The following is a 26,680-nucleotide window of genomic DNA, read 5'->3' on the forward strand; positions in this document are numbered from 1 at the left end:
GGCCAGGGATCAGAGGGACGGCTCAGGCGTGCGTCGGGGCGAACATCCGCAGGACAGCGGGGAGCACGACCACCGACGGGCCCGGCTCCGTGAGCGCCTTGCCCAGGTCTTCCGTCAGGGACTCCGGGGTCGTACGGACCGCAGGCACTCCGAAGGACTCCGCCAGCGCCACAAAGTCCGGGCGGGACAGTTCCGTCGCCGTCGGCTCGCCGAAGGCGTCCTTCATGTACTCGCGCAGGATGCCGTAGCCGCCGTCGTCCACGATCAGCCAGGTGACCGGGAGGTCGTACTGGCGCGCCGTGGCCAGTTCCGCGATCGAGTACATCGCGCCGCCGTCGCCGGAGACCGCCAGGACAGGACGGCTGCGGTCGGCGGCCGCGGCGCCCAGCGCCGCCGGGTAGCCGTAGCCGAGGCCGCCCGCGCCCTGGGCCGAGTGCATCGTGTTCGGGTGGCGGGCGTCGAAGGCGGACCAGGCCCAGTAGGCCAGGATCGTCATGTCCCAGAAGCTGGGCGAGCTGTCCGGCAGGGCCTCGCGTACGGACGCCAGCACCTGCTGTTCCAGGGGGAGGTCCTGGGACGCGATTCGTTCGCGGACCTGCGTCAGGACCGTACGGACACGCTCCGCCGCCGCCCGGTCCTCGCGCTCCTCCACCGTCTCCAGCAGCGCGGACAGCGCCAGGCGCGCGTCCGCGTGGATGCCGAGGCCCGGGTGATTGGACTCCAGCTTGCCCGCGTCCGCCTCGATCTGGATGACCCGGCCGCGCGGCGCGAACGTGTGGTAGTTCGAGGAGAGTTCGCCCAGGCCGGAGCCGACCACGAGCAGGACGTCCGCCGACTCGAGGAAGTCCGTGGTGTGGCGGTCCTCCAGCCAGGACTGGAGTGACAGCGGGTGCTCCCAGGGGAACGCGCCCTTGCCGCCGAAGGTCGTGACGACCGGGGCGTCCAGCTTCTCCGCGAGCGCGAGGAGCTTGCCGGACGCGTCGGAGCGTACGACTCCGCCGCCCGCGATGATCGCCGGGCGGGAGGCGCGAGACAGCAAGTCGGCTGCCACCGCGGTCAGTTCGGGGCGCGGCACGACCTCGTCCGGGGTCGCGTCCATCGCCGTGACGACCGGCAGCGTCGTCTTCGCCAGAAGAACGTCCTGGGGGATCTCCACCCACACCGGGCCGTGCGGAGCCGTCAGCGCCGACTTCCACGCCGCCGCGATCGCCGAGGGGATCTGCGAAGCCGTACGCACGATGTGCACGGACTTCACGATGTCGCGGAACGACGCCTGCTGGTCGCGCAGTTCGTGAAGATAGCCGTGGCGGCCGCCGCCAAGACCGGCCGTCGGCACCTGACTGCCGATCGCCAGCACGGGCGCCGAAGCCGCCGCCGACTCCTGGAGCGCGGCCAGCGACATCAGCGCACCCGGGCCGGTAGAGAGCAGCAGCGGGGCCACTTCACCCGTCAGACGGCCGTACGCGTCGGCGGCGAAGCCCGCGTTGTTCTCGACGCGCAGTCCGACGTACGAGAGCGAGGAGCGGCGCAGCGCGTCGAACATGCCCAGCGCGTGCTGGCCGGGCAGGCCGAAGACCGTCGTCGCGCCCAGGCCCTGGAGCGTCTCGACCACGAGGTCACCCCCGTTGCGGCCGGGCGGCGGGTTCAGCGCGGCCGCGGTCTGCGCCTCGGTCGGCCGCAGGACCAGGTCGTGATCGTGGGTCATCGGGTCTCCGCGATCTGGCGGGACATGATCGTGGTCAGCTCGTACGCCGTGTGGGACGCCGCGACCGAGGTGATCTCGGCATGGTCGTACGCGGGCGCGACCTCGACGACATCCGCCGACACGAGGTTGCAGGAGGCCAGACCGCGCAGGATCTCCAGCAGCTCGCGGGAGGTCATGCCCCCCGCCTCGGGCGTGCCGGTGCCCGGGGCGTGGGCCGGGTCGAGGCAGTCGATGTCGATGGAGATGTAGAGCGGGCGGTCACCGATGCGCTGACGCAACTGGTCGGCGACCTCGTCGGCGCCCCGGCGGTAGACGTCGGAGGAGGTGACGATGCCGAAGCCCATCTTCTCGTCGTCGGTCAGGTCCTGCTTGCCGTACAGGGGACCGCGGATACCGACGTGCGAGAGCGCCTCGGTATCGAGGATGCCCTCCTCGACGGCCCGGCGGAACGGCGTGCCGTGGGTGTACTCCGCGCCGAAGTACGTGTCCCAGGTGTCCAGGTGCGCGTCGAAGTGGAGCAGGGCGACCGGGCCGTGCTTCTTGGCGACCGAGCGCAGCAGCGGCAGCGCGATGGTGTGGTCGCCGCCGAGCGTCATCAGCCGCGCGCCGGTGCCCAGCAGGTCGTCGGCCGCGGCCTCGATCGTCTCGACGGCCTCGTTGATGTTGAACGGGTTCGCGGAGATGTCACCCGCGTCCGCGACCTGCGCGAGAGCGAAGGGCGAGGCGTCCTGCGCCGGGTTGTACGGGCGCAGGAGCCTCGACGCCTCGCGGATCGCGTTACCGCCGAAGCGCGCGCCGGGCCGGTAGGAGACCCCGGAGTCGAAGGGAACACCGACCACGGCGACATCGGCGCGGCCGACCTCGTCGAGCCGGGGCAGCCGGGCGAACGTGGCGGGTCCGGCGTACCGCGGGATACGGGACGAGTCGATCGGGCCGCGCGGTTGCTCGGTGCTGCTCATGTGAATTGCCTTCTTTCCTACGCTTCGTTGCGGTTTGACTCTAGCTGTGGGCGCTAGCTGGGGACAGCGGCGGGCTCGGCCGGGGCCTCAGCCTCGGCGCCCGGGCGGCCGGCCAGCCGCTCGCGCCAGTTCGCCAGGATCGCCTCGTCCGTCGGCTGGGTGCACAGGCTGACGATCACGTACGCGGCGAACGAGGCCAGCAGGCCGTAGTAAATGGGCTCGGTCGCGAGGATCGAGTACTTCGCCATCAAGGCAATCACGGCCCCGCCGCCGACGACGACTCCGGCGAGCGCTCCGTAGACCGTGCCGCGCTTCCACAGCAGACCGCCGAGGATGGGCACCAGCAGACCGGCGACGAGGAGGTTGTACGCGACGGTCAGCGCCTCGATGACGTTGTTCAGAGCGATGGCGATGCAGATGACGGCGACGCCCATGATGAGGATGAAGGCGCGGTTGCCCTTGACCTCGTCGTGCGGATCGTCGCCACGCGCCGAGACCACGCCGCGCAACCGCGACCAGATGTCGTTGTTGGCGACGGTGGCGCAGGCGATGAGCGCGCCGGAGGAGGTGGACATCACCGCGGCGAGCGCGGCGGCGAGCACCAGGCCGCGTACGCCCATGGGGAGTTCGTCCTTGACGATGGTGGCGAAGGCGTCGTCCGCGTTGCCCAGCTTCGGGTAGAGCACCTTGGCCGCGGTGCCGATGACCGCGCCGGCCAGGGCGTAGACGAGACAGTAGGTGCCGGCGACGGTGCCGCCCCAGCGGGCGACCTTGTCGGTGCGGGCGGTGAAGACGCGCTGCCAGATGTCCTGACCGATCAGCATGCCGAAGGTGTAGATCAGGACGTACGTGAAGATCGTCTCGCCGCCGATGCCGAGCGGCGCGAAGTACTCGTTCGGCAGCTGGGCCTTCATCTGGGCGAAGCCGCCCGCCTTGACGACCGCGATGGGCAGCAGGAGCAGCAGTACGCCGACGGTCTTGACGACGAACTGCACCATGTCGGTGAGGGTGATCGACCACATGCCGCCGAGCGCGGAGTACGCGACGACGATCGAGCCGCCGAGGATGATCGCGACGGTGCGGTTCATGTCGAAGAGGACGTCGAAGATCGTGGCGTACGCGATGGTCGAGGTGACCGCGAGCATCAGGGTGTACGCCCACATCACGACGCCGGTGATGATGCCGGCCTTGCCGCCGTAGCGCAGGTCGAGCATCTCGGAGACGGTGTAGACCTTGAGGCGGGCGATGCGCGCGGAGAAGAAGATGCTCAGCGCGAGCAGCCCGAGGCCGATGGCGAAGACCATCCAGGCGCCGGAGAGGCCGTACTTGTAGCCGAGGCCCACGCCGCCGATGGTGGAGGCGCCGCCGAGAACGATGGCGGCCATGGTGCCGGAGTACATCCAGGGGCCGAGCCGGCGGCCCGCCACCAGGAACTCGCTCTTGGACTTGGCGCGGCGCATGCCCCACCAGCCCATGCCGAGCATGCCGGCCAGGTAAACGACGATTACTGCATAGTCGACAGCCATCGGCTTCCTTTCGTCTCGTCCCCCGGGTCCTCAGGTCTTGTGCGACGACGGTAGGTGGCCGGAAAGCATCGCTGAAGTGTACGTTTCATCCATTCTTGACGCCGCCTATGGATGGACTGTCCATGCCGGAGATCACAGCAGCCCCACCGACCCCACCGATCCCTCTCGCCGCGCTGCTCGCCCGCGAGGAACTCGGTCTGCGGCAGATCGCCGGGCCGGTGGAGGCGGGCGCGGCGGTGCACATGGTGCACACGTCCGAGATGGCGGACCCCTATCCGTATCTGCTCGGCGGCGAGCTGCTGCTGAGTGCGGGGGTACTGCTCAAGGACCCCGACATGTACGTCTCGCGCATCGTGCAGGCGGGGGCGGCGGCGCTGGGCTTCGGAGTGGCGCCGGTGTACGACACGGTGCCTCAGGCGCTGATCGAGGCGTGCGACCGGCATGGGCTGCCGCTGCTCGAAGTGCCGCCGAAGACGACTTTCACGGCGGTGGCGCGTGCGGTGTGGCGCCTGATGGCGGAGGCGCGCCACCGGGAACTGCGCCGGGTGACCCAGGCCCAGCAGGGCCTCGCCGCGGCGGCGGCCCGCCCGGACCCGGTCCCCGCGGTCCTGCACCAGCTGGCGTCCCGCCTGGGCGGCCAGGCGTCGCTGCTGGCCCCGGACGGAACGGAACTCTCGTCGTCGGGCCGCGCGCCGAGCCCGGACGCGGAGGCGGCGCTGAGGCGGCTGGCGCGGGTGGTGAAACCGCTGCCGGGAACGCCGAGGGACGACGCGGGGCAGGCAGGGCCCGTGCCCGCGTCCGCCAGTGACGCCATTCCCGGCGCGCAGCTCGCCGCCTATGCCCTCGGCGGGCACCAGGGGCTCGTCCTCGGGCTCGCCACCCCCGTGCGCGAGGCCGGCGACCACACCGTCGCCGGAGTCGCCGTCGTCCTCCTCTCGCTGCTCACCGCGCCCCACCAGGGCGCCGACAGCAGCGGGCGCAGCGCCGCGCTCGTACGGCTGCTGCTCGGGGCGGGGGCCGCAGAGGCCGCGGCGCTGCTGGGGGCCGAGCGGTGGACCGTCGTCCACGCACGCGGCGGGAGCGGCACCCCCTTCGCCGCGTCCGCGCTCGGCGCCGCGCTCGGCAGCGCGCTCGTCGACCCGGCCGACGACGGGACCGTACGGATCCTGCTGCCGGCCGACCGCGAGGTCACCCCGCAGCCCGGCTGGGTGCTCGGCGTGAGCGCCCCCGTCCTCCCAGAAGAGCTCGCCGCCGCCGACACCCAGGCCGCCAGGGCCGTGCACCGGGCCGCCGCCACCCACACTGACCTGGTCAGGCACCGCGGCACCTCGCTCGCGGCGCTGCTGGCCCCCGAGGAGGCGGCCGCCCACGCCCGGCTGCGTCTCGCCCCGCTCGCGGACTCTCCAGCTCTGCTCGACACCCTGCGCAACTGGCTTTCGCTGCACGGCAGTTGGGACCGCACCGCCGCGGCGATGGAAATCCACCGCAACACCGTCCGCCAGCGCATCGCCCGCTGCGCGACCCTGCTCGACGAGGACCTGGACGACGCGGACGTACGCATGGAGCTCTGGTTCGCGCTGCGCTCGCTGTGACGCGTACGACCGTCCCCCACCCTGGACAGCCCCGGTGACCGCCGGGTAACTTTGTCTGAGCAAGCGCTTAGTTGCACCATCAATTGAGCAACCACGATGGCGCTGAACCACCTCTGCCGGGAGCGGTGGCGGTTCAGCCGCAAAGGGAAGGGGGGCGTCCCCGTGCGCCGTACCGTTTTCAACGAGGACCACGAGGCGTTCCGCGAGACCATCCGCGCCTTCATCGAGGCCGAGGTCGTCCCCGTCTACGACGAGTGGTTCGCGGCCGGCCAGGCGCCCCGCGACTTCTACTACAAGCTCGGTGAGCTGGGCGTCTTCGGCATCAACGTCCCCGAGGAATTCGGCGGCGCGGGCCTGGACACGCACAAGTTCGAGGCCGTGCTCTACGAGGAGACCTCCCGCGCGGGCGTCAACTTCGGCGGCTCCGGCGTCCATGTGCTGCTCGCCCTGCCGTACATCAAGCTGCTCGCCACCGACGAGCAGAAGAAGCGCTACCTCGAGAAGTTCGTCACCGGCGAGGCGATGTGGGCCCTGGCGATGACCGAGCCGGGCACCGGCTCCGACGTCGCGGGCATGAAGACCACGGCCAAGCTCTCGGAGGACGGCACGCACTACGTCCTCAACGGCGCCAAGACCTTCATCACCGGTGGTGTGCACGCCGACCGCGTGATCGTGTGCGCCCGCACCTCCGCCCCGCGTGAGGACGACCGCCGCTTCGGCATCTCGCTGTTCGCGGTGGACACCAAGTCGGAGGGCTACTCGGTCGGCCGCAAGCTGGACAAGCTCGGCCTGCGCACCTCCGACACCGCCGAGCTGGCCTTCGTCGACGTGAAGGTACCGGTCGAGGACCTGCTCGGCGAGGAGAACAAGGGCTTCTACTACCTCGGCCAGAACCTGCCCTCCGAGCGCTGGGGCATCGCGTTCGGCGCGTACGCGCAGGCCAAGGCCGCCGTCCGGTTCGCCCAGCAGTACGTGCAGGACCGCACGGTCTTCGGCAAGCCGGTCGCCTCCTTCCAGAACACCAAGTTCGAACTGGCCGCCTGCCAGGCCGAGGTGGACGCCGCCGAGGCCGTGGCCGACCGTACCCTGGAGGCCCTGGACGCGGGCGAGCTGTCCGCCGCGGAGGCCGCGTCCGCGAAGCTGTTCTGCACCGAGGTGGCGCACCGCGTCATCGACAAGTGCCTCCAGCTGCACGGCGGTTACGGCTACATGAACGAGTACCCGATCGCCCGCCTGTACGCCGACAACCGCGTCAACCGCATCTACGGCGGCACCAGCGAGGTCATGAAGTCCATCATCGCCAAGTCGATGGGCCTGTAGGTTCCGTCCGTGAACCAAGCGCTCGACGACCTGCTCGATCTGCTCGACCTGGAGCAGATCGAGCAGAACATCTTCCGCGGCCGGTCCCGGTCCGCGGTGGTCCCGCGCGTCTTCGGCGGGCAGGTCGCGGCCCAGGCTCTCGTCGCCGCGGGCCGCACCGTGCCCGACGGCCGCACGGCCCACTCCCTGCACTCGTACTTCCTGCGCATGGGCGACCCGGGCGCGCCGATCGTCTACACGGTCGACCGGATCCGCGACGGCCGCTCCTTCACCACACGCCGGGTGGTGGCCGTGCAGCACGGGCAGCCGATCTTCCATCTCTCGGCGTCGTTCCAGACGTACGAGGAGGGGCTGGAGCACCAGGCGGAGATGCCGACCGCGCCGGACCCGGAGACGCTGCCGACGGCGGCCGAGATGCTGCCGCGCTACGCGGACCGCTTCGTCGATCCGGGCGTGGTCGACCGTTTCCTGGAGGCACGGGCGGCGGTCGATCTCCGGTACGTCGACGCCCCGCCGTACGGAACGGTCGGCGAGGCGCGCGAGCCGCGCTCGCAGGTCTGGTTCCGGGCGAACGGCAAGCTCGCCGACGACCCGCTGCTGCACGTCTGCCTCGCCACGTACGTCTCCGACATGACGCTGCTCGACTCGGTGCTGCTCGCGCACGGCCGCGGGGGCTGGGCGGTCGGCGATGTGGTGGGCGCGTCGCTCGACCACGCGATGTGGTTCCACCGCCCCTTCAGGGCGGACGAGTGGCTGCTCTACGACCAGGAGTCACCGTCGGCGTCCGGCGGCCGGGGTCTGGGCCAGGCGCGGATCTACACGCAGGACGGGCGGCTGGCGATCACCGTCATCCAGGAGGGCGTCGTTCGCGTACCCCGCGCCTGAGGACGGTCAGGCGGCGGGCGTGTGCGCCGCTCCGCCGTCAGCCGTCGGGCGTCAGCCCTGGGACGTCAGCCCCGCCGCGTCCAGCAGGTACTCGGCCATCGGGTCGTAGAAGCGGGGATCGGTGACGTGGTCGTCCAGGGGCACCACCACCTGGAGGGTTCCCTCCGCCTCCCCGATGAAGAGCGCGGGGTCGTTGCAGTCCGCGTACCCGGCGGAGTCCAGACCCCGCTGTCCCGCGCACCCGGCCCAGCCGTGGTCCGCCACCACCAGATCGGGCTGCGGGCGGCCCTCCCGCTCGAGCGCGTCCAGGATCGCGGCCATGGGCGCCGGGGAGTGCGTGTGCCACAGGGTCGCGCCGCGCTCCAGCATCGCGATGTCCGCGAACTGGAACACCATGCCCTCGTCGGCGGTGAGCCCGCCCGGAATCCGTACGATCTCGCACCCGGCGGCCCGCAGCGCGTCGGCGGTCTGTCTGTGGACATCCAGCAGCCCGCCGGGATGCCCGGTCGCGAACAGCACCCGCTCCTGCCCGGCGGCGGCCTTGCGCAGCCGGGCGGCCAGCCGGTCCAGGGCATCGACGGTCAGCTCGGGGTCGATGGTGTCCTGCCCGGCCCGGTGCTGGGGATCGTCGTTGACACCGCACCGCTCGGCCATCACGGCGAGCACATCCTGCTCATCGGTCCACCGGTCGCCGAGCTCCAGGCCGAGCCAGAAGTGACGGTCGCCGTTGGCGAGCTTGCGGTAGTGGGAGAGATTGTTGTCGCGTGGGGTGGCGACGTCGCCGGCGATACGTGTGCGGACGAGGTGGTCGACAAGGGCGGCACGGCTGGGTATCGGCATGAGCCCATTGTGCCGTCCGCAACGCCCGCGGCGCCCTGCGTCCCGAACGTTGGACGACAGCGGCGGGCGACTGGGCAGAACCCCAGGTCCTCAGCCCGCCAGTGACGCGAACGCCCCGTGTGCCAAGCGCCGCAGCAGTGTCTCCGTCGCCGCGCGGCCCGGCAGGCCGCCGCCGTACGAGCCCAGGTGCGGCGTGGAGTTGAGCAGGCCGAACACCGCGTGGACCGCCGCTCTGGCCTCCGACTCCGCTACGTCCGGGTGGAGTTCACGGACCGCCGTGACCCACAGCTCGACGTACTGCCGCTGCAACTGCCGCACCAGCTTGCGGTCGGTGTCGCGCAGCCGGTCCAGCTCGCGGTCGTGGAGCGTGATCAGCGGACGGTCGTCGAGCGCGAAGTCGATGTGCCCGTCGATGAGCGAGGCGAGCAGCAACTCGGGGTCGGCCGGCGCCTCCTCGACGCGGAGCCGGCCGCCGCTCAGCAGGCGTTCGCTGATGCCCACCAGCAGCTCCGCGAGCATCGCGTCCTTGCCGGGGAAGTGGCGGTACAGGCCGGGTCCGCTGATGCCGACGGCCGCCCCTATCTCGTCGACGCCGACGCCGTGGAAGCCGCGCTCGGCGAACAGGCGCGCGGCCGCCTTGAGGATCTGTTCGCGGCGCGTCGGGGCATCGGTCCTGGTGGTCATGACATTGATTCTAGACAACGCTGTTAGCGGTCGTTAACCTGAAGGAAACACGTTAACGCTCATTAACTTTTTCTCGTACGAAGGCGTACGGCAAGGGGGCGCACGACGATGGAGCAGGCACCCGTGCTGGCGAGCGCGGCGGACCCCGCCTCACCGGCCTGGCAGGCCAACGAGGCGGCGCACCAGGAGCTGGCCGACGCCCTGCGCGTCAAGCTGGCCGCGGCCCGCCTCGGCGGCGGCGAAAAGGCCCGGGCCCGCCACACCGCCCGCGGGAAGCTGCTGCCGCGCGACCGCGTGGACACCCTCCTCGACCCGGGCTCGCCCTTCCTGGAGCTCGCCCCGCTCGCCGCGGAGGGGATGTACGACGGCGAGGCCCCGGCCGCCGGAGTGATCGCCGGGATCGGCCGGGTCAGCGGCCGCGAGGTGGTCGTCGTCGCCAATGACGCCACCGTCAAGGGCGGCACGTACTACCCGATGACGGTCAAGAAGCACCTGCGCGCCCAGGAGGTGGCGCTGGAGAACCGCCTGCCCTGCGTGTATCTCGTCGACTCCGGCGGCGCCTTCCTCCCCATGCAGGACGAGGTCTTCCCCGACCGCGAGCACTTCGGGCGGATCTTCTACAACCAGGCCCGGATGTCCGGCGCCGGCATCCCGCAGATCGCGGCGGTCCTCGGCTCCTGCACGGCCGGCGGGGCATACGTCCCGGCGATGAGCGACGAGGCCGTCATCGTGCGCAATCAGGGCACGATCTTCCTCGGCGGCCCGCCCCTGGTGAAGGCCGCGACCGGCGAGGTCGTCACGGCGGAGGAGCTGGGCGGCGGCGAGGTCCACTCCCGGATCTCCGGCGTCACCGACCATCTCGCCGAGGACGACGCCCACGCGCTGCGGATCGTACGGAACATCGTGGCGACGCTCCCCGAGCGCCGCCCGCTCCCCTGGTCGGTCCAGCCGGCCGAGGAGCCGAAGGTGGACCCCGCCGGGCTGTACGGCGCGGTGCCGGTGGACTCCCGTACCCCCTACGACGTACGCGAAGTGATCGCCCGGATCGTGGACGGCTCCCGGTTCGCGGAGTTCAAGTCGGAGTTCGGCACGACACTGATCACCGGCTTCGCCCGGATCCACGGCCACCCGGTCGGCATCGTCGCCAACAACGGCATCCTGTTCTCCGAGTCCGCCCAGAAGGGCGCGCACTTCATCGAGCTGTGCGACCAGCGCGGTATCCCCCTGCTCTTCCTGCAGAACATCTCGGGCTTCATGGTCGGCCGGGACTACGAGGCGGGCGGCATCGCCAAGCACGGCGCGAAGATGGTCACGGCGGTGGCCTGCACACGCGTGCCGAAGCTGACGGTCGTCGTCGGCGGCTCGTACGGCGCGGGGAACTACTCGATGTGCGGCCGGGCGTACTCCCCGCGCTTCCTGTGGATGTGGCCCAACGCCAAGATCTCCGTGATGGGCGGCGAGCAGGCGGCGTCGGTGCTGGCCACGGTGAAGCGGGACCAGCTGGAGGGCCGCGGCGAGCAGTGGCCGGCCGCCGAGGAAGAGGCCTTCAAGGAGCCGATCCGAGCGCAGTACGAGCAACAGGGCAATGCTTATTACGCGACGGCCAGGCTGTGGGACGACGGCGTGATCGACCCCCTGGAGACCCGGCAGGTGCTGGGCCTCGCGCTCACGGCCTGCGCCAATGCCCCGCTGACCGACCCCGCCTTCGGCGTCTTCCGGATGTGAGACGGACCATGACGATGTTCAGCACAGTTCTTGTCGCCAACCGGGGCGAGATCGCGGTCCGGGTCATTCGTACGCTGCGCGCCTTGGGCGTCCGCTCGGTCGCCGTCTTCAGCGACGCGGACGCGGACGCGAGGCATGTACGGGAGGCGGACACCGCGGTCCGTATCGGCCCCGCACCCGCGGCCGAGAGCTACCTCTGCGTCGAGCGCCTGCTGGAGGCCGCGGCCCGTACCGGCGCCGAGGCCGTCCACCCCGGCTACGGCTTCCTCGCGGAGAACGCGGGCTTCGCGCAGGCCTGTGCCGACGCGGGCCTGGTCTTCATCGGGCCGCCCGCCTCGGCGATCTCGCTGATGGGCGACAAGATCCGCGCGAAGGAGACCGTGCAGGCGGCGGGCGTCCCGGTGGTGCCTGGCTCGTCCGGCTCCGGACTGACGGACGACCAACTGGCCGCCGCTGCCCGGGAGATCGGCATGCCGGTGCTGCTGAAGCCCTCGGCGGGCGGCGGCGGCAAGGGCATGCGCCTGACCCGGGTCGAGTCGGTGCTCCTGGAGGAGATCGCGGCGGCCCGCAGAGAGGCGCGTGCCTCGTTCGGCGACGACACCCTCCTTGTGGAGCGGTGGATCGACCGCCCCCGGCACATCGAGATCCAGGTCCTGGCGGACGGCCACGGCAATGTGGTCCACCTCGGCGAGCGCGAGTGCTCGCTCCAGCGCCGCCACCAGAAGATCATCGAGGAGGCGCCGAGCGTCCTGCTCGACCCGGAAACCCGCGCCGCGATGGGCGAGGCGGCCGTGCAGGCGGCGCGTTCGTGCGGCTACCGGGGCGCGGGCACGGTGGAGTTCATCGTCCCGGGCAATGACCCCGCCTCGTACTTCTTCATGGAGATGAACACCCGCCTCCAGGTCGAGCACCCGGTGACGGAACTGATCACCGGCCTGGACCTGGTGGAGTGGCAGCTGCGGGTCGCGGCGGGCGAGCAACTGCCCTTCGCCCAGCGGGACATCACACTCACCGGCCATGCGATCGAGGCCCGTATCTGCGCGGAGGACCCTGCCCGCGGCTTCCTGCCCTCGGGCGGCACGGTGCTCGCCCTGCGCGAACCGCAGGGCGACGGAGTGCGCACCGACTCCGGCCTCAGCGAGGGCACGGAGGTCGGCAGCCTGTACGACCCGATGCTGTCGAAGGTCATCGCCCACGGCCCGGACCGCGCGACGGCCCTGCGCCGCCTGCGCGCGGCCCTCGCCGACACGGTCACCCTCGGCGTCCCGACGAACGCGGGCTTCCTGCGCCGCCTGCTGACCCACCCGTCCGTCGTCTCGGGCGACCTGGACACGGGCCTGGTGGAGCGCGAGGCGGACGGACTCGTGCCGTCCGGGATCCCGGACGGGGTCTACGAAGCCGCGGCCGCGGTCCGGCTCGCCGAGCTGACTCCGCAGCGGAGCGCGGGCTGGACCGACCCCTTCTCCGTGCCGAGCGGCTGGCGCATGGGCGGCCGGCCTGCCCCGGTAACCCACTGGTTCCGTGTGCCGGGACTCGACCCGGTGGCCTATGAGGTACGGGACCGCAGCAGCCACCGTGTCGAGGCCGACCGGGTCTCGGTCACCCTCGACGGCGTGGTCCACACCTTCTGGCGGGCCGGCGACTGGCTCGGCCGGAACGGTGACTCCTGGCACGTCCAGGCCCACGACCCCGTCGCCGCCTCCCTCACCGGCGCCGCGCACGCCGGGGCCGACACGCTGGCCGCGCCCATGCCCGGGACGGTCACGGTCGTCAAGGTCGCCGTCGGGGACGAAGTCGCCGCCGGCCAGAGTCTGCTGGTCGTCGAGGCGATGAAAATGGAGCACGTCATCTCCGCCCCGCACGCCGGCACCGTCACCGAGCTCGATGTGACCGCGGGCTCCACCGTCGCCATGGACCAGGTGCTGGCCGTGGTCACCCCGTACGAGGAGGACGAGCGATGACCGGCCGACTGCCGATGGAGTTTCCGTCGCAGGACCTGCCGCCCCGGGTGCGCATCCACGAAGTGGGCCCGCGCGATGGTTTGCAGAATGAGAAGGCGGTCGTACCGACCGAGATCAAGGCTGAGTTCATCCACCGGCTGGCCGACGCCGGACTGACCACCGTCGAGGCGACCAGCTTTGTGCACCCCGACTGGGTGCCCCAACTGGCCGACGCCGAGCAGCTGTTCCCCCTGCTCGGCGACATCAGAGGCGTCGGCCTGCCCGTCCTCGTGCCGAACGCCCGCGGACTTGACCGCGCCATGGCACTCGGCGCGCGCCGTATCGCCGTGTTCGGAAGCGCGACCGAGACCTTCGCGAAGCGCAACCTCAACCGCACGATCGACGAGTCGCTCGCCATGTTCGAGCCGGTCTTCGCCAAGGCCCGCGCCGACAGGATCCATGTGCGCGGCTATCTCTCGATGTGCTTCGGCGACCCGTGGGAGGGGCCTGTCCCCGTCCACCAGGTCGTCCAGGTCGCCAAGCGGCTCATGGACCTCGGCTGCGACGAGCTGAGCCTGGGCGACACCATCGGCGTGGCCACTCCCGGCCATGTGCAGAGCCTGCTTGCCGAGCTCAACGAGGAGGGCGTGCCCACCTCCGCGATCGGCGTGCACTTCCACGACACGTACGGGCAGGCCCTCTCCAACACCCTCGCCGCGCTGCAGCACGGTGTGACCACCGTGGACGCCTCCGCGGGCGGCCTCGGCGGCTGCCCGTACGCGAAGAGCGCGACCGGAAATCTCGCCACCGAGGACCTCGTGTGGATGCTCAACGGCCTCGGCATCGAAACCGGGGTCGACCTCGGCCGGCTCACCGCCACCAGCGTCTGGCTGGCCGGACAACTGGGGCGACCGAGCCCCTCCCGCACCGTTCGTGCCCTCTCCCACAAGGAGTCGTAGCAATGTCGCTCGACCACCGGCTCTCCGCCGAACACGAGGAACTCCGCCGTACCGTCGAGGCGTTCGCGCACGACGTCGTGGCGCCCAAGATCGGCGACTTCTACGAGCGTCATGAGTTCCCGTACGAAATCGTCCGCGAGATGGGCCGCATGGGCCTGTTCGGACTGCCCTTCCCCGAGGAGTACGGCGGCATGGGCGGCGACTATCTCGCCCTCGGCATCGCCCTGGAGGAGCTGGCCCGCGTCGACTCGTCCGTCGCGATCACCCTCGAGGCGGGCGTCTCGCTCGGCGCGATGCCCCTGCACCTGTTCGGTACCGAGGAGCAGAAGCGGCAGTGGCTCCCCCGCCTGTGCTCCGGCGAGATCCTCGGCGCGTTCGGCCTGACCGAGCCGGGCGCGGGCTCGGACGCCGGAGGCACCCGCACCACGGCCGTGCGGGACGGCGACGAGTGGGTCATCAACGGCTCCAAGTGCTTCATCACCAATTCCGGTACGGACATCACGGGCCTGGTGACGGTCACCGCGGTCACCGGCCGCACCGACGGGGGGAAGCCGCGGATCTCCTCGATCATCGTTCCGTCCGGCACCCCGGGCTTCACGGTCGCGGCCCCGTACTCCAAGGTCGGGTGGAACGCCTCGGACACGCGGGAGCTGTCCTTCGACGACGTCCGGGTGCCGCTCGCCAATCTGCTCGGCGAAGAGGGCCGCGGCTACGCCCAGTTCCTGCGCATCCTCGACGAAGGCCGGATCGCCATCTCCGCGCTCGCCACGGGCCTCGCTCAGGGCTGTGTGGACGAGTCCGTGAAGTACGCGCGGGAGCGGCACGCCTTCGGGCGGCCGATCGGCGCCAACCAGGCCATCCAGTTCAAGATCGCCGACATGGAGATGCGTGCCCACATGGCCCGGGTCGGCTGGCGCGACGCGGCGTCCCGGCTGGTGCGGGGCGAGCCGTTCAAGAAGGAGGCGGCGCTGGCCAAGCTGTACTCCTCGACGATCGCGGTGGACAACGCCCGCGAGGCCACCCAGATCCACGGCGGCTACGGCTTTATGAACGAGTACCCGGTGGCCAGGATGTGGCGCGACTCCAAGATCCTGGAAATCGGCGAGGGCACGAGCGAGGTGCAACGGATGCTCATCGCACGGGAGTTGGGCCTGCCCGCCTGACACACGGGCCCCGCCGTCCGCACGGCCGGGGGAAGCACCCCCTGAGCAAGAGGTGAGGTTAGGCTAACCTACCCTCGAACTGCCCAGTGGCCGACCCGGCACGTACGAAAGCGGACACCATCATGCCCAACGCCCGAGCTTCCCATCTCACCCGTCGCGGCCTGCTCACCGCGGGCAGCGCCCTCGGGCTCGGCGTCGCACTGGCCGCCTGCAGCAAGAGCGACGACAAGGGCGGCGCGGGCAAGGGCGCCGAGAAGTCCGGTCCCTGGAAGTTCCAGGACGACCGCGGTAGGACGGTCGAGCTGAAGTCCGTGCCGAAGAACATCGTCGCCTTCACCGGCACCGCCGCCGCTCTCCATGACTACGGCGTCGAGGTCAAGGGCGTCTTCGGCCCGACCAAGACCAAGGACGGCAAGCCCGACGTCCAGGCCGGCGACCTCGACATCAGCAAGGTCAAGATTGTCGGCAATGTCTACGGCGAGTTCAACATCGAGCAGTACGCGGCTCTCGCCCCCGAGCTGCTGATCACCAATATGTGGGCCAAGAACGACCCGTGGTACGTCCCGCCGCAGTCCAAGGACAAGATCATGAAGCTGGCCCCCAGCGTTCTGCTGTGGGCGGCCGAGACCACGATGGCCAAGGCCCTGGAGCGCCACGCCGAGCTCGCCGAGTCCCTCGGCGGCGACGTCAAGGGCAAGAAGGCCGCCGACGCCAAGGCCCGCTTCGAGAAGGCCGCGGCCCGGCTGCGCGCGGCCGCCAAGGCCAAGCCGAACATCAAGGTCCTGATCGGCTCCGGCAGCCAGGAACTCTTCTACGTCTCCGTCCCGAAGACGTCCGCCGACACCCTGTACTTCCAGGAGCTGGGCGTGAAGTTCGTGGAGCCGAAGCCGAACGCGCAGGGCTTCTTAGAGGAGCTCAGCTGGGAGAACGCCGGCAAGTACGGCGCCGACATCATCATCCTGGACAACCGCACCGGGACCCTCCAGCCCGACTCGCTGACCAAGAAGCCGACCTGGGGCAAGCTGCCCGCCGTCAAGGCCGGACAGGTCATCCCGCGCGTCACCGAGCCGATCTACTCCTACGACAAGTGCGCGCCGGTCCTCGAGGACCTGGCCAAGGCCATCGAGACCGCGAAGAAGGTTGCCTGACCATGACGACGACGGCCGAGATCGCCCCGTTCCGCTTCTTCGACCTGGAGGTTGTACGGACCAGGCGGCTCGGTCCGTCCATGGTCCGCGTCACCTTCGGGGGCGAGGACCTCAAGCACTTCACCGCCGGGGGCCGCGACCAGTCCCTGTCGCTGTTCCTGCCGCACCCGGGCCAGGAGGCACCGGTCGTGCCCGTCGACGCCGGTGACGGCAGCGCGATCTTCGCCGCCTGGCGAGCGCTGCCCGACGACGTACGGGCCGTGATGCGCTCGTACACCGTGCGCGAGCAGCGCCAACTGCCGGGCGAGCCAGGCGAGGTGGACATCGACTTCGCACTGCACGAGGACGGCGGTCCCGCCTGCCGCTGGGCGGGCCAGGCCGCACCCGGGCACCGCGTGATGGTGCTCGGCCCGGCCGTCGCCGACAACACCGCCGTACGCTGCCGGCCGCCCGAGGGCACCGACTGGGTGCTGATCTGGGCCGACGAGACGGCCCTGCCGGCCGCCGCCGCGATCCTTGAGTGGCTGCCGGCCGGGATGAAGGCCCGGGTCTGGCTGGAGGTGCAGCACACCGAGGACCGCCAGGACCTCCGGACCGCGGCGGATGCCCGGATCACCTGGCTGGTACGGGAGGAGGGCGCGCCGTCCGCCCTGGCGGCGGTCAGCGCTGCCGAGTTGCCCGAGGGCACCGGGTACGCCTGGATCGCGGGCGAGTCGGGCAGCGTGAAGGCGCTCCGCCGCCATCTGGTGCGCGAGCGCGAACTCGACCGCCGCCGTGTCACATTCGTCGGCTACTGGAAGCGCGGGGTGAGCGAGGACGGCCTCCGCGAGGAGGCCGAGACCGGCGCGGTGGACGAGGCCGACGACGCCACCGAGGCCGAAAAGGCCACTGCCATGTGAACAGGGCCACAACAGTCGCGCCCCGAGGGGGGCGAGGGTCAGAGTCATCCTGGTCATCGGCGAGGACGGCACGGTCCTGCGGGCGATCTGCTCTCCGTCTTCACGGACGTCCTCGACTGCTTCTTCCGCCTCCTCGCGGCCACGCTGGTCACGGAGGAGCGGCTGGACGAGGAGTACGACATGTTCGCGGACGAGTTCGCGCTGTCGTGCCTGAACCGGGTCGGCGCGCTGGAGAACCCGAGCGCGCGGTTCGCCCACTGAGCGGGCGGGCGCGCCGGTGAATACGGTCCCTCACCGGCGCGCCCGTCTCTTGGGCGGGGCCTTTTCCCCTACCCGCCCCTTCCCGTAACTGGGGCTTCGCCCCGGACCCCGGTACGCCCTTCGGGCGTTGTCCTCAATCGCCGGACAGGCTGGATTTTCCAGCCCCTCCGGCCTTTGAGGAGCGGAGTCCGGGGCGGAGCCCAGGGCGGTGCGCCCGGACGCCTCAGCCCGAAGGCCAGGGCACCTGCGGGCTGCGGTAGAAGTCGATCCCGAGCGCCGCCATCCTCGGCCCCTGCGCCCCCAGCCGCACCCTGTACGCCTCCCAGTCATGCGTCGACGCAGGCGACCAGCCCAGCTCCGCCACCCCCACCACCCGCGGGAACGCCATGAACTCGATGTGGTCGCTCGTCGAGATCGTCTCCGACCACAGCGGCGCCTCGACCCCCGCCACCGCCGACGCCGGCGCGCCCGGCAGATACGCCGCCGGGTCCCAGTCGTAGGACCGCCGTACCTCCACATACCCGGCCCAGGCCAGCCCCAGCGGGGTGTCCTTGTTGTACTTCATGTCGAGGTAGATCCGGTCCGCGGGCGACAGAATCAACCCGGTGCCGTTCTGCGCGGCCTTCGCGACCTGTGCCTTCTCCGCGGCGCTGGTGCTGTCCAGACCCCAGTACTGCGCGAGCGCCCCCTTCGCCGGGGTCGCGCCGGTCAGCTGGTGCCAACCGACCACCGTCTTCCCGTACTTGGCGACGATCGGCTGCACCTTGTCCATGAACGCCACATAGTCCGCGTGGCTGGTGGAGTGCGCCTCGTCGCCACCGATGTGAAGGTACTTGCCGGGGGTGAGCGCGGCCAGCTCGCGGATGACGTCGTCCACGAAGTCGTACGTCAAAGCCTTCGGCACGCACAGCGAGCTGAAGCCGACGTCCGTCCCGGTGTAGAGGGGAGGTGCGATGCCGGAGCAGTTCAGCTCGGCGTACGAGGCGAGGGCGGCGTTGGTGTGCCCCGGCATGTCGATCTCGGGGACGACCTCCAGATAGCGCGAGGCCGCGTAGCCGAGGATCTCCTTGTACTGGGCCTTGGTGTAGTGGCCGCCGGGGCCGCCGCCGACCTGGGTCGAGCCGCCGTACGCCGCCAGCCGCGGCCAGGAGTCGATGGCGATCCGCCAGCCCTGGTCGTCGGAGAGATGCAGATGCAGCTTGTTGATCTTGTAGAGCGCCAACTGGTCGATATAGAGCTTGACTTGGTCGACGGTGAAGAAGTGCCGAGAGACGTCGAGCATCGCGCCCCGGTAGCCGTAGCGCGGGCTGTCGGTGATCGTGCCGCCCGCGACCTTCCACGGGCCGCGCTGCCGGGTGTCCTTCTCCACCGAGGCGGGCAGCAGCTGGCGCAGCGTTTGCACGGCGTGGAAGAGCCCGGCGGGCTTGCGGGCGGTGAGGGTGAGCGCGCCGCGCGTGGACTCCAGCCGGTAGCCCTCTTCGCCCAGGGAGCGGTCCCCGGCGCTCAGCCGCAGCCGGATACCGCCGGGGCCGCGGTCGTCGGTGACGGGCAGGGCGTAGCCGGTCGACGGCCGCAGCAGTTGGGCGAGATACGTGCCGATCCGGCGGGCCTCGCGGGAGTCGCCGTCGACCCCGATCCGGGTCCATGGCGTGAGGGTGTACGCGGACCCGCCCGGGCGTACGGAAGCGGGTGCGGGGACGATCTGGCCGAGCGGCCGGACCTCGGGGGCGGCCGGAGCGGGGGCCGGGCCGGCGCCGATGCCGGCGATGCCCGCTGCCGCGACGAGCAGCAGCGAGCCGAAAAGACGGGGGAACGTTCTGGGCTGTCTCACAGGCTGGGTCCCTTCGACGGGCATCGCAACTGTGGTGCTGAGCAACCGAACGGCAGTCATCATGCGTACCGCGCGCCCCAACTCCGGTCAAGGTGTAGACCACGCCCCTGGGCCGGCCCCTCACCAACTCCCCCTGGGCGAGCCCACGTACGCCATCCCCGGTGCGAGAATCCCGGCATGGCGGAAATCATCCAGAAGGACGGCACCTGGACCTTCGACGGGGACACGGTGCGCATCGTGCCCGGCAGCGACAAGAGCGTGAGCCTGCTGCGCAAGACCCTCGGCGAGATCGCCGTACCGCTGGGGGCGCTCGCCGGAATCTCCTTCGAGCCGGGCAAGAAGTCCGGACGGCTGCGGCTGCGCCTGCGCAACGGCGCCGACCCGCTCCTGCAGATCACCGGCGGCAAGCTGGAGGACAGCTCCGACCCCTACCGGCTGACTGTGGACAACGACCGCACCGGCGTCGCCGAGTACTTCGTCGACGAGGTGCGCAACGCGCTGCTGCTGGAACAGGTGGAGACAGGCCCGGTCGACAGCTATCTGCTGCCCGGCCCCGCCCTGCCGATCACCGTGGGCGCGGGCGACGGCACCGCCACCTTCGACGGGGAGCGGATCCGGCTGGAGTGGAACTGGAAGACCGAGGAGTCCAAGTCATCCGGCGGCGCGCGCACCCTTACGGTTCAGGACGTGGAGTCGGTGGAGTGGCTGCCGTCGGCCGGGCTGGAGAACGGCTACCTCCGCTTCGCCGTGTCCAAGGCCCCGACGAAAGCCCCGCCCAAGTACGACCCGCACGCCGTGGAGCTGTGGGGCTTCCGCAAGGACCCGCTGATGGCGCTGGTCGGGGCCGCCGTGGTGGCCCGTATGCCCCATCCGTACGCCCCCTCCCCCGTCGCCCGTCCCGCCCAGGCCGAGCCTGCCGACGCCGTCCCCGCGCCCGGCGGCAGCGATCATGACGCGCTGCTGCGCCGACTGCGCGAGCTGGGCGAGCTGCATCAGGCCGGAATACTGACGCCCGAGGAGTTCACCACCGCGAAACAGGCCGTATTGAAGCGAATGTGAGCTCTTCCTGCCCGCAATCGGGCAGGATTCTTGCAAATGCGGCAGGTGACCCCGCAATATCTACGGGTGCTCGACCGCCGCCCCTCGTCACACGACGACCTCATCGACCATCTGGTGCGCAGCACCGCGCTCCAGCGCGGTGAGGCGGGCCGGGTGGTGCTCGACGTGCTGGCGTACTTCGACGAGAAGACCGACGAATTCGTCCGCCGCCGCCACCGCGAGCTGCAGTCCGGTGGCCTGGCGAACACGGAGATCTTCGAGCGGATCGCGGCCGAACTGCCGCACCGCGCGGTGGCGCCGCCGGAGCTCTCGCTCCGCCAGCTGCGCCGCATCGTATACGGCTGACCGGCCGACCGGCCCGATCGGCCGGGCGGCCAGACAGCCCAGGGGGACGAGCACACACCTGATCTATGGAGGGGTAAGAACTCTATGTGTGGAATTGTCGGATACATCGGCAAGCGTGATGTGGCACCGCTGCTGCTCGAAGGCCTGCAGCGGCTGGAGTACCGGGGTTACGACTCCGCGGGCATCGTGATCACGAGCCCCAAGGCCGCCGGACTGAAGATGGTCAAGGCCAAGGGCCGGGTCCGTGACCTGGAGGCCCGGATCCCCAAGCGCTTCGCCGGCACCACCGGCATCGCCCACACCCGCTGGGCCACCCACGGCGCCCCGAGCGACATCAACTCGCACCCGCACCTCGACCCCGAGAACAAGGTCGCGGTCGTCCACAACGGCATCGTCGACAACGCCGCCGAGCTGCGCGCGAAGCTGGAAGCGGACGGCGTCGTCTTCGCCTCCGAGACCGACACCGAGGTGCTCACCCACCTGATCGCCCGCTCCCAGGCCGAGAAGCTCGAGGAGAAGGTCCGCGAGGCGCTCAAGGTCGTCGAGGGCACCTACGGCATCGCCGTCATGCACGCCGACTTCAGCGACCGCATCGTCGTGGCCCGCAACGGCTCCCCGGTCGTCCTCGGCATCGGCGAGAAGGAGATGTTTGTCGCCTCCGACGTCGCCGCACTGATCTCCCACACCCGCCAGGTCGTCACCCTCGACGACGGCGAGATGGCCACGCTGAAGGCCGACGACTTCCGCACCTACACGACCTCGGGCACGCGCACCACCGCCACCCCCGAGACCGTCGAGTGGGAGGCCGCCTCCTACGATATGGGCGGCCACGACACGTACATGCACAAGGAGGTCTCGGAGCAGCCCGACGCGGTGGACCGCGTCCTGCGCGGCCGCATCGACGAGAAGTTCTCCACGGTGCACCTGGGCGGTCTGAACCTGGACGCCCGCGAGGCCCGCGGCATCCGCCGTGTGAAGATCCTCGGCTGCGGCACCTCGTACCACGCGGGCATGATCGGCGCCTCGCTGATCGAGGGCCTGGCCCGCATCCCCGCGGACGCCGAGCCGGCCTCCGAGTTCCGCTACCGCAACCCGGTCGTGGACCCCGACACCCTCTACATCGCGGTCTCCCAGTCGGGTGAGACGTACGACGTACTCGCCGCCGTCCAGGAGCTCAAGCGCAAGGGCGCCCGCGTCCTCGGCGTGGTCAACGTGGTGGGTTCCGCGATCGCCCGCGAGGCCGACGGCGGCGTGTACGTGCACGCAGGCCCCGAGGTCTGCGTCGTCTCCACCAAGTGCTTCACCAACACGGTGGTCGCCTTCGCGCTGCTCGCGCTGCACCTGGGCCGGATCCGCGACCTGTCGGTCTCCGACGGCAAGCGGATCATCGAGGGCCTGCGCAAGCTGCCCGGGCAGATCACCGAGATCCTCGAGAACGAGGCCGAGATCAAGAAGCTGGCCGAGGAGTACGCGGGCGCCAAGTCGATGATGTTCATCGGCCGGGTGCGCGGCTACCCGGTGGCGCTCGAGGCCTCGCTGAAGCTCAAGGAGATCTCCTACATCCACGCCGAGGCCTACCCGGCGTCCGAGCTCAAGCACGGCCCGCTGGCCCTGATCGAGCCGGCGCTGCCGACGGTAGCGATCGTCCCGGACGACGAGCTGCTGGAGAAGAACCGCGCGGCCCTGGAGGAGATCAAGGCCCGCAGCGGCAAGATCCTCGCGGTGGCGCACCGCGAGCAGGAGAAGGCCGACCACACGATCGTCGTGCCGAAGAACGAGAACGAGCTGGACCCGATTCTGATGGGCATCCCGCTCCAGCTCTTCGCGTACCACACGGCGCTGGCCATGGGCCGGGACATCGACAAGCCGCGCAACCTGGCGAAGTCCGTCACGGTCGAGTAGTTCGGCCCTGTACGGCCCCGTACAGCCCCTACAGGGCCGTACAGCCGATACAGACAAGGGCGGTCCCCCCGTGCGTTGCCACCTTTACGCGCGGGGGGACCGCCCTTTCGTCAGCCGGCGCAGCCCAGCACGCCGGCTTGTGGCTGCCTCAGCCGGTGGCCGTCACTCCACGGCCGGCAGCACGTCCGGAGAAGGTCGGCCACTTGGCGAGTGCGGCCGTCGCGCCGTACCAGGCGGCGAGACCCGCGACCGCGCCGATCCAGCCGCCCGCCTTGGCGAGACCGTCGTTCTCGGCGAACGACGCTATGCCGAGCAGCAGCAGCGAGACGAACAGCAGCCCGTACACGCCCTGTCCGAACAGTCCGCTGCCCGCGGACGCGGCCGTCAGGGTCAGCGCGAGCAGCGCCCAGAGCAACATGAAGAGGCCTGCCGCCTCACCGGTGACTTCGGCGCCGACCCCGGTCCCCCAGGTGAACCAGAAGGCGCCGAGGCCCGAGAACGCCGTGCCCGTACCGGCGTTGCCCGCGCGGAATTCGAGCAGCCCGACGATGAACAGTGCGACGCCGCCGACCCAGGTCGCAAGACCGGCCGCGTCTGCCGCCGCCACATTGTCGATCACGCCTGTGTTGCCCACGCCGAACGCCAGCAGGGTCAGTCCGAGTGCGAGGTGGCCGAGAGTCTGTGTCGATGGAGTAGCGCTTCCCGCAGAGACTTCGTTGTCCACGGCGGGCTCCCTTCGTGTCCTGTGCAGTTGTGCTGCATCCCAGCGACCGCTATGTACCCTTCACAAGCGCACAATCCACCTGTACGGACGGGTAGATTTCCATGCCGAGGAAGGGAGTTGACGCTGCCTCACCTGGGCTGACGCCGGGATTACGGAATGGACACGACAAGGCGTACGCCGAGTTACGACGATCAATGACGAGCAGACCACCGCGCGTTACTGTACGTCACGGTGCGTCACTGGATCGTGCTACGGGATCGCGCTACGGGATCACTACGACCGGGCGCTGCGCGCGCCGGGCGAGCCGCCCGGCCACCGAGCCGAAGATGCGTCCGACGATGCCGTGCGTCGAGCCGACCACGATCGCGTCGGCCGAATACTCCCGGCCGACCTCCTCCAGCTCGTGGCAGATGTCGCCGCCGCGCTCGACCAGGATCCAGGGCACCTCGGTGAGGTAGTCCGCGCAGGCCAGCTCCAGGCCGAGCACCTCGGTGCGGTGATCGGGGACGTCCACGAAGACCGGGGGCTCGCAGCCCGCCCAGACGGTGGTCGGCAGCCGGTTGGCGACGTGGACGATGATCAGGCCGGAACCCGACCTTCTGGCCATGCCGATGGCGTACGCGAGCGCCCGCTCACTGGAGGTCGAGCCGTCGAAGCCGACCACGACTCCGTGCCGGAAGGCTGGATCGCAGGAATGACATGTTTCTTCCGCCGCTTGCAGGTCCGACAGGGGGTCGGCTACCTGCTTGCGGTCCGCGGGTTCGGGAATTTCGTGACCGGCCATCGGTGTCTCGGCGAAGAAGGTCCTCTTGTGAGGGATCGTCTCAGGGAGGGTGCGTCGGTTGGCATCGCGGCGGAGCTGTGTCCGGGAATCATCTTCCCTGGCCCATACCCCAAGGGTACGGCGACACTCCTCTCCTGCCCAGAGCTGCTGCCCGTACGCGGCGTTCCAGGGAGCATGCCCGAGCCTGCCCCGGATGGCAATGCCGCTTGGCGTCTACAGCAGTCTGCGCCGGCCGTCCACTGGGCCGGCCGTCGACCGGCCGTCGGCCATCCGTCGGCCGTCCACCGATCCGGCCGTTGATCCGGTTGCTGATCCGGCCGTTGATCCGGCCGTTGATCCGGCCGTTGATCCGGCCGTTGATCCGGCCGTTGATGTCCGCGCCAGTGACCGGAAGGCTCCGCTCCTCGTTGCACCTCGGTCACCCCGCCGCCTCCAGGGAGCCTTTGTGCCCGCACGCCCGTCCGCCCCGGCCCCCGACCCCTCCCCGGCCCCGCAGCACGGACAGCGCGTTGAGGCCGCCCCGCGCCCCTCGTCCGATTCGGCGAGCGACGTGGTGCGCTGGGCGGCCTTCAGCTGTGTGGTCGTCCCTGTCGTGCTGGTCGTGTACGGGACGTCCGTTGGCGGGGCGGCCGCCGCTGCCCTGGGCCTCGCCGCCGTGACGGCCGCCTGCCGGGTGCTGTTGCGCCAGTCCGAACGCAGTGCGCCCCGTGCCCCGGCCGCCGAGTCGCCGCAGCCCCGCGGCCGGCGCACGCGGACCGCTTCCGGGGCGCACCGGGGCTCTCGGCGCGGCGCGGGAAGTGCGCCCGGCGACTGACGCATTCGCACACCCGCACCCGTATGTTTTCAGCCAACTTCGCGCCACTGGCCTTCCCTTGGTGAAATGGCCTGCCAACCCCCTTGCCACCAGGGAAGAAAGGACCATTCATGGCGCTCGCACCCTACGCGGACGGGCCATGCGTGCGAGGCGCACTTCCCTGCGGAGCCGCCGAGTGGAACGCTTCGTGATCGAATGCTTCGCGCCAAGTTGCCTTGTCGACATAGCGGGGCATGCCGAACTTGTCACGTCGGCGCCACGGGACACAGTAGATTCGATCTTGAGTATCGAAGGCTCGGGACTCGTGCGAAACCGAGGGGAAACGTGCAGGAGCGAAAGGCCCGAAACGAACGGGGAGACGCGAACACTGAGGGGGGCTTAGCGTCATGAGTCAGGACTCCGCCGCACCGGAGGCAGCACGGAAGCTCTCCGGGCGCCGGCGCCGGGAGGTCGTCGCGGTGCTGCTGTTCAGCGGCGGCCCCATCTTTGAAAGTTCCATCCCGCTCTCGGTGTTCGGAATTGACCGTCAGGACGCCGGAGTTCCCCGCTATCGCCTGCTCGTCTGCGGTGGCGAGGAAGGCCCGCTGCGGACCACCGGCGGGCTCGAACTGACCGCGCCGTACGGCCTGGAGGCCATCGGCAGAGCGGGCACCGTCGTCGTACCGGCCTGGCGGTCGATCACCTCACCGCCACCGCCCGAGGCGCTCGACGCGCTGCGCCGGGCGCATGAGGAGGGGGCCCGGATCGTCGGACTGTGCACCGGCGCGTTCGTGCTCGCAGCGGCCGGTCTGCTGGACGGCCGCCCGGCCACCACCCACTGGATGTACGCACCGACGCTGGCCAAGCGGTATCCGTCCGTCCATGTCGATCCGCGCGAGCTGTTCGTCGACGACGGCGATGTGCTCACCTCCGCGGGGACAGCGGCCGGAATCGATCTCTGCCTGCACATCGTGCGCACCGACCACGGCACCGAGGCCGCCGGGGCACTGGCCCGCAGGCTGGTCGTGCCACCGCGCCGCAGTGGCGGGCAGGAGCGCTATCTGGACAGGTCTTTACCAGAGGAAATCGGGTCGGACCCGCTGGCCGAGGTCGTCTCGTGGGCGCTGGAGCATCTCCACGAACAGTTCGATGTGGAGACCCTGGCGGCCCGGGCGTACATGAGCCGGCGCACCTTCGACCGGCGATTCCGTTCGCTGACCGGCAGCGCGCCGCTGCAGTGGCTGATCACCCAGCGGGTGCTGCAGGCCCAGCGGCTGCTCGAGACCTCCGACTACTCGGTCGACGAGGTCGCGGGCCGTTGCGGCTTCCGCTCGCCGGTGGCGCTGCGTGGCCACTTCCGGCGTCAGCTCGGCTCGTCCCCGGCCGCGTACCGGGCCGCCTACCGGGTCCGCCGCCCGCAGAACGACTCCGCCCCGCCCGCGGTGGTGGAGGCGGTCGTCCCGGCACAGGCCACCGCCCAGGCCAGACGGGCCGCCGCGGCGGCGGGAGCCTCGGGACCCGCGGCCACCTCGGCCGCTCCGCCGGAGCTGGGAAAACCTCCTTCCGAGGCGTACGCGACAGGTCACAGCCGTCCGAGCCTGCCCGGCCAGCGCAGTGCGCCTTAGGCCGACCGGCG

The 26,680-nt window shown here is 70.6% G+C and carries 22 protein-coding genes; 14 read left to right on the plus strand and 8 right to left on the minus strand.

From position 1 onward, the window contains the following. Nucleotides 1-22: 22 nt before the first annotated feature. The 3 genes from ACZ3H8_RS23875 to ACZ3H8_RS23885 are packed head-to-tail and all read right to left on the minus strand — an operon-like array spanning nt 23 to nt 4,190. A complete protein-coding gene (locus tag ACZ3H8_RS23875; RefSeq protein WP_467404978.1) occupies nt 23-1,705 on the minus strand; it encodes a thiamine pyrophosphate-binding protein in 1,683 nt (560 codons plus the stop codon). Next, nucleotides 1,702-2,664: an agmatinase gene (gene speB / locus ACZ3H8_RS23880; RefSeq protein ID WP_307663358.1), complete on the minus strand. Its 963-nt coding sequence runs from the start codon at nt 2,662-2,664 to the stop codon at nt 1,702-1,704. The genes ACZ3H8_RS23875 and speB overlap by 4 nt, the downstream gene beginning before the upstream one ends. A gap of 53 nt (nt 2,665-2,717) precedes the next feature. Continuing rightward, entirely contained in the window at nt 2,718-4,190 is a 1,473-nt protein-coding gene (locus tag ACZ3H8_RS23885; protein ID WP_467404980.1) for a sodium:solute symporter family protein, read from the minus strand. A gap of 122 nt (nt 4,191-4,312) precedes the next feature. Between ACZ3H8_RS23885 and ACZ3H8_RS23890 the strand changes: the two genes are divergently transcribed. The 3 genes from ACZ3H8_RS23890 to tesB all read left to right on the plus strand — a co-directional run bounded on the left by ACZ3H8_RS23890 (nt 4,313) and on the right by tesB (nt 7,987). Then, nucleotides 4,313-5,782 (plus strand): PucR family transcriptional regulator, encoded by a 1,470-nt coding sequence (locus tag ACZ3H8_RS23890; RefSeq protein WP_467404981.1) that lies wholly within the window; start codon nt 4,313-4,315, stop codon nt 5,780-5,782. Between the two features lie 162 nt (nt 5,783-5,944). Further along, nucleotides 5,945-7,102, plus strand: coding sequence for an acyl-CoA dehydrogenase family protein (locus tag ACZ3H8_RS23895; RefSeq protein WP_467404984.1), 1,158 nt, complete (start codon nt 5,945-5,947; stop codon nt 7,100-7,102). A gap of 9 nt (nt 7,103-7,111) precedes the next feature. Then, the gene (gene tesB, locus ACZ3H8_RS23900) at nt 7,112-7,987 is read left to right on the plus strand and encodes an acyl-CoA thioesterase II (protein ID WP_467404985.1); all 876 of its coding nucleotides are present in this window, start codon (nt 7,112-7,114) and stop codon (nt 7,985-7,987) included. 51 nt (nt 7,988-8,038) lie between these two features. Here the strand turns inward: tesB and ACZ3H8_RS23905 are convergent, their stop codons facing one another. Both ACZ3H8_RS23905 and ACZ3H8_RS23910 read right to left on the minus strand, forming a co-directional pair. Further along, nucleotides 8,039-8,827, minus strand: a complete 789-nt coding sequence (locus tag ACZ3H8_RS23905; protein WP_467404987.1) for a phosphatase — start codon at nt 8,825-8,827, stop codon at nt 8,039-8,041. A 90-nt stretch (nt 8,828-8,917) separates the two neighbouring features. Then, the gene (locus tag ACZ3H8_RS23910) at nt 8,918-9,511 is read right to left on the minus strand and encodes an SACE_7040 family transcriptional regulator (protein ID WP_467404989.1); all 594 of its coding nucleotides are present in this window, start codon (nt 9,509-9,511) and stop codon (nt 8,918-8,920) included. Between the two features lie 108 nt (nt 9,512-9,619). On the opposite strand from ACZ3H8_RS23910, the gene ACZ3H8_RS23915 reads away from it, so the two are divergent. From ACZ3H8_RS23915 to ACZ3H8_RS23940, 6 genes are all read left to right on the plus strand, one after another. Next, complete coding sequence (locus tag ACZ3H8_RS23915) at nt 9,620-11,236, plus strand: carboxyl transferase domain-containing protein (protein ID WP_467404991.1); 1,617 nt, start codon at nt 9,620-9,622, stop codon at nt 11,234-11,236. A 14-nt stretch (nt 11,237-11,250) separates the two neighbouring features. Next, nucleotides 11,251-13,197, plus strand: a complete 1,947-nt coding sequence (locus ACZ3H8_RS23920; protein WP_467404992.1) for an acetyl/propionyl/methylcrotonyl-CoA carboxylase subunit alpha — start codon at nt 11,251-11,253, stop codon at nt 13,195-13,197. After that, nucleotides 13,194-14,135 (plus strand): hydroxymethylglutaryl-CoA lyase, encoded by a 942-nt coding sequence (locus ACZ3H8_RS23925; protein ID WP_467404995.1) that lies wholly within the window; start codon nt 13,194-13,196, stop codon nt 14,133-14,135. Before ACZ3H8_RS23920 ends, ACZ3H8_RS23925 begins: the two co-directional genes overlap by 4 nt. Nucleotides 14,136-14,137: 2 nt before the next feature. Next, nucleotides 14,138-15,298, plus strand: coding sequence for an acyl-CoA dehydrogenase family protein (locus tag ACZ3H8_RS23930; RefSeq protein ID WP_467404996.1), 1,161 nt, complete (start codon nt 14,138-14,140; stop codon nt 15,296-15,298). Between the two features lie 122 nt (nt 15,299-15,420). Then, on the plus strand, nt 15,421-16,446 hold the full coding sequence (locus tag ACZ3H8_RS23935; protein WP_467404999.1) for an ABC transporter substrate-binding protein: 1,026 nt from the start codon (nt 15,421-15,423) through the stop codon (nt 16,444-16,446). 2 nt (nt 16,447-16,448) lie between these two features. Continuing rightward, the gene (locus tag ACZ3H8_RS23940; protein ID WP_467405001.1) at nt 16,449-17,345 is read left to right on the plus strand and encodes a siderophore-interacting protein; all 897 of its coding nucleotides are present in this window, start codon (nt 16,449-16,451) and stop codon (nt 17,343-17,345) included. Nucleotides 17,346-17,829: 484 nt separating this feature from the next. Here the strand turns inward: ACZ3H8_RS23940 and ACZ3H8_RS23945 are convergent, their stop codons facing one another. Further along, the gene (locus ACZ3H8_RS23945) at nt 17,830-19,461 is read right to left on the minus strand and encodes a beta-N-acetylhexosaminidase (protein WP_467405003.1); all 1,632 of its coding nucleotides are present in this window, start codon (nt 19,459-19,461) and stop codon (nt 17,830-17,832) included. Nucleotides 19,462-19,614: 153 nt separating this feature from the next. Here ACZ3H8_RS23945 and ACZ3H8_RS23950 point away from each other — a divergent pair, with 153 nt between their 5' ends. From ACZ3H8_RS23950 to glmS, 3 genes are all read left to right on the plus strand, one after another. After that, nucleotides 19,615-20,496 carry a DUF4429 domain-containing protein gene (locus tag ACZ3H8_RS23950; RefSeq protein ID WP_467405006.1) on the plus strand — a complete coding sequence of 294 codons (882 nt, stop codon included), beginning with the start codon at nt 19,615-19,617 and terminating at the stop codon, nt 20,494-20,496. Between the two features lie 66 nt (nt 20,497-20,562). Beyond that, on the plus strand, nt 20,563-20,841 hold the full coding sequence (locus ACZ3H8_RS23955) for a hypothetical protein (protein ID WP_356220337.1): 279 nt from the start codon (nt 20,563-20,565) through the stop codon (nt 20,839-20,841). A gap of 84 nt (nt 20,842-20,925) precedes the next feature. Continuing rightward, nucleotides 20,926-22,743 (plus strand): glutamine--fructose-6-phosphate transaminase (isomerizing), encoded by a 1,818-nt coding sequence (glmS, locus tag ACZ3H8_RS23960; RefSeq protein WP_307663339.1) that lies wholly within the window; start codon nt 20,926-20,928, stop codon nt 22,741-22,743. 148 nt (nt 22,744-22,891) lie between these two features. Here glmS and ACZ3H8_RS23965 read toward each other — a convergent pair whose 3' ends face one another. Together ACZ3H8_RS23965 and ACZ3H8_RS23970 are read right to left on the minus strand one after the other, a co-directional pair. Then, nucleotides 22,892-23,467: an acetate uptake transporter gene (locus ACZ3H8_RS23965; protein WP_398989945.1), complete on the minus strand. Its 576-nt coding sequence runs from the start codon at nt 23,465-23,467 to the stop codon at nt 22,892-22,894. Between the two features lie 262 nt (nt 23,468-23,729). Then, nucleotides 23,730-24,251, minus strand: a complete 522-nt coding sequence (locus ACZ3H8_RS23970) for a universal stress protein (RefSeq protein WP_215088845.1) — start codon at nt 24,249-24,251, stop codon at nt 23,730-23,732. A 445-nt stretch (nt 24,252-24,696) separates the two neighbouring features. Between ACZ3H8_RS23970 and ACZ3H8_RS23975 the strand changes: the two genes are divergently transcribed. Both ACZ3H8_RS23975 and ACZ3H8_RS23980 read left to right on the plus strand, forming a co-directional pair. After that, nucleotides 24,697-25,065 (plus strand): hypothetical protein, encoded by a 369-nt coding sequence (locus tag ACZ3H8_RS23975; RefSeq protein ID WP_467405010.1) that lies wholly within the window; start codon nt 24,697-24,699, stop codon nt 25,063-25,065. Between the two features lie 386 nt (nt 25,066-25,451). Continuing rightward, on the plus strand, nt 25,452-26,669 hold the full coding sequence (locus ACZ3H8_RS23980; RefSeq protein ID WP_467405012.1) for a GlxA family transcriptional regulator: 1,218 nt from the start codon (nt 25,452-25,454) through the stop codon (nt 26,667-26,669). Nucleotides 26,670-26,680: the final 11 nt, after the last annotated feature.

The sequence above is a fragment of the Streptomyces sp. NPDC002868 genome (assembly GCF_055563295.1).

Bases quoted from the DNA above. Each gene is read 5' to 3' on its own strand.
- ACZ3H8_RS23875 (WP_467404978.1), bottom strand. From the start codon at position 1,705: ATGACCCACGATCACGACCTGGTCCTGCGGCCGACCGAGGCGCAGACC.
- ACZ3H8_RS23930 (WP_467404996.1), top strand. From the start codon at position 14,138: ATGTCGCTCGACCACCGGCTCTCCGCCGAACACGAGGAACTCCGCCGT.
- speB (WP_307663358.1), bottom strand. From the start codon at position 2,664: ATGAGCAGCACCGAGCAACCGCGCGGCCCGATCGACTCGTCCCGTATC.
- ACZ3H8_RS23980 (WP_467405012.1), top strand. From the start codon at position 25,452: ATGAGTCAGGACTCCGCCGCACCGGAGGCAGCACGGAAGCTCTCCGGG.
- ACZ3H8_RS23890 (WP_467404981.1), top strand. From the start codon at position 4,313: ATGCCGGAGATCACAGCAGCCCCACCGACCCCACCGATCCCTCTCGCC.
- ACZ3H8_RS23905 (WP_467404987.1), bottom strand. From the start codon at position 8,827: ATGCCGATACCCAGCCGTGCCGCCCTTGTCGACCACCTCGTCCGCACA.
- ACZ3H8_RS23970 (WP_215088845.1), bottom strand. From the start codon at position 24,251: ATGGCCGGTCACGAAATTCCCGAACCCGCGGACCGCAAGCAGGTAGCC.
- ACZ3H8_RS23915 (WP_467404991.1), top strand. From the start codon at position 9,620: ATGGAGCAGGCACCCGTGCTGGCGAGCGCGGCGGACCCCGCCTCACCG.
- ACZ3H8_RS23925 (WP_467404995.1), top strand. From the start codon at position 13,194: ATGACCGGCCGACTGCCGATGGAGTTTCCGTCGCAGGACCTGCCGCCC.
- ACZ3H8_RS23910 (WP_467404989.1), bottom strand. From the start codon at position 9,511: ATGACCACCAGGACCGATGCCCCGACGCGCCGCGAACAGATCCTCAAG.
- ACZ3H8_RS23950 (WP_467405006.1), top strand. From the start codon at position 19,615: ATGGCGGAAATCATCCAGAAGGACGGCACCTGGACCTTCGACGGGGAC.
- ACZ3H8_RS23935 (WP_467404999.1), top strand. From the start codon at position 15,421: ATGCCCAACGCCCGAGCTTCCCATCTCACCCGTCGCGGCCTGCTCACC.
- ACZ3H8_RS23940 (WP_467405001.1), top strand. From the start codon at position 16,449: ATGACGACGACGGCCGAGATCGCCCCGTTCCGCTTCTTCGACCTGGAG.
- glmS (WP_307663339.1), top strand. From the start codon at position 20,926: ATGTGTGGAATTGTCGGATACATCGGCAAGCGTGATGTGGCACCGCTG.
- ACZ3H8_RS23920 (WP_467404992.1), top strand. From the start codon at position 11,251: ATGTTCAGCACAGTTCTTGTCGCCAACCGGGGCGAGATCGCGGTCCGG.
- ACZ3H8_RS23885 (WP_467404980.1), bottom strand. From the start codon at position 4,190: ATGGCTGTCGACTATGCAGTAATCGTCGTTTACCTGGCCGGCATGCTC.
- ACZ3H8_RS23945 (WP_467405003.1), bottom strand. From the start codon at position 19,461: ATGCCCGTCGAAGGGACCCAGCCTGTGAGACAGCCCAGAACGTTCCCC.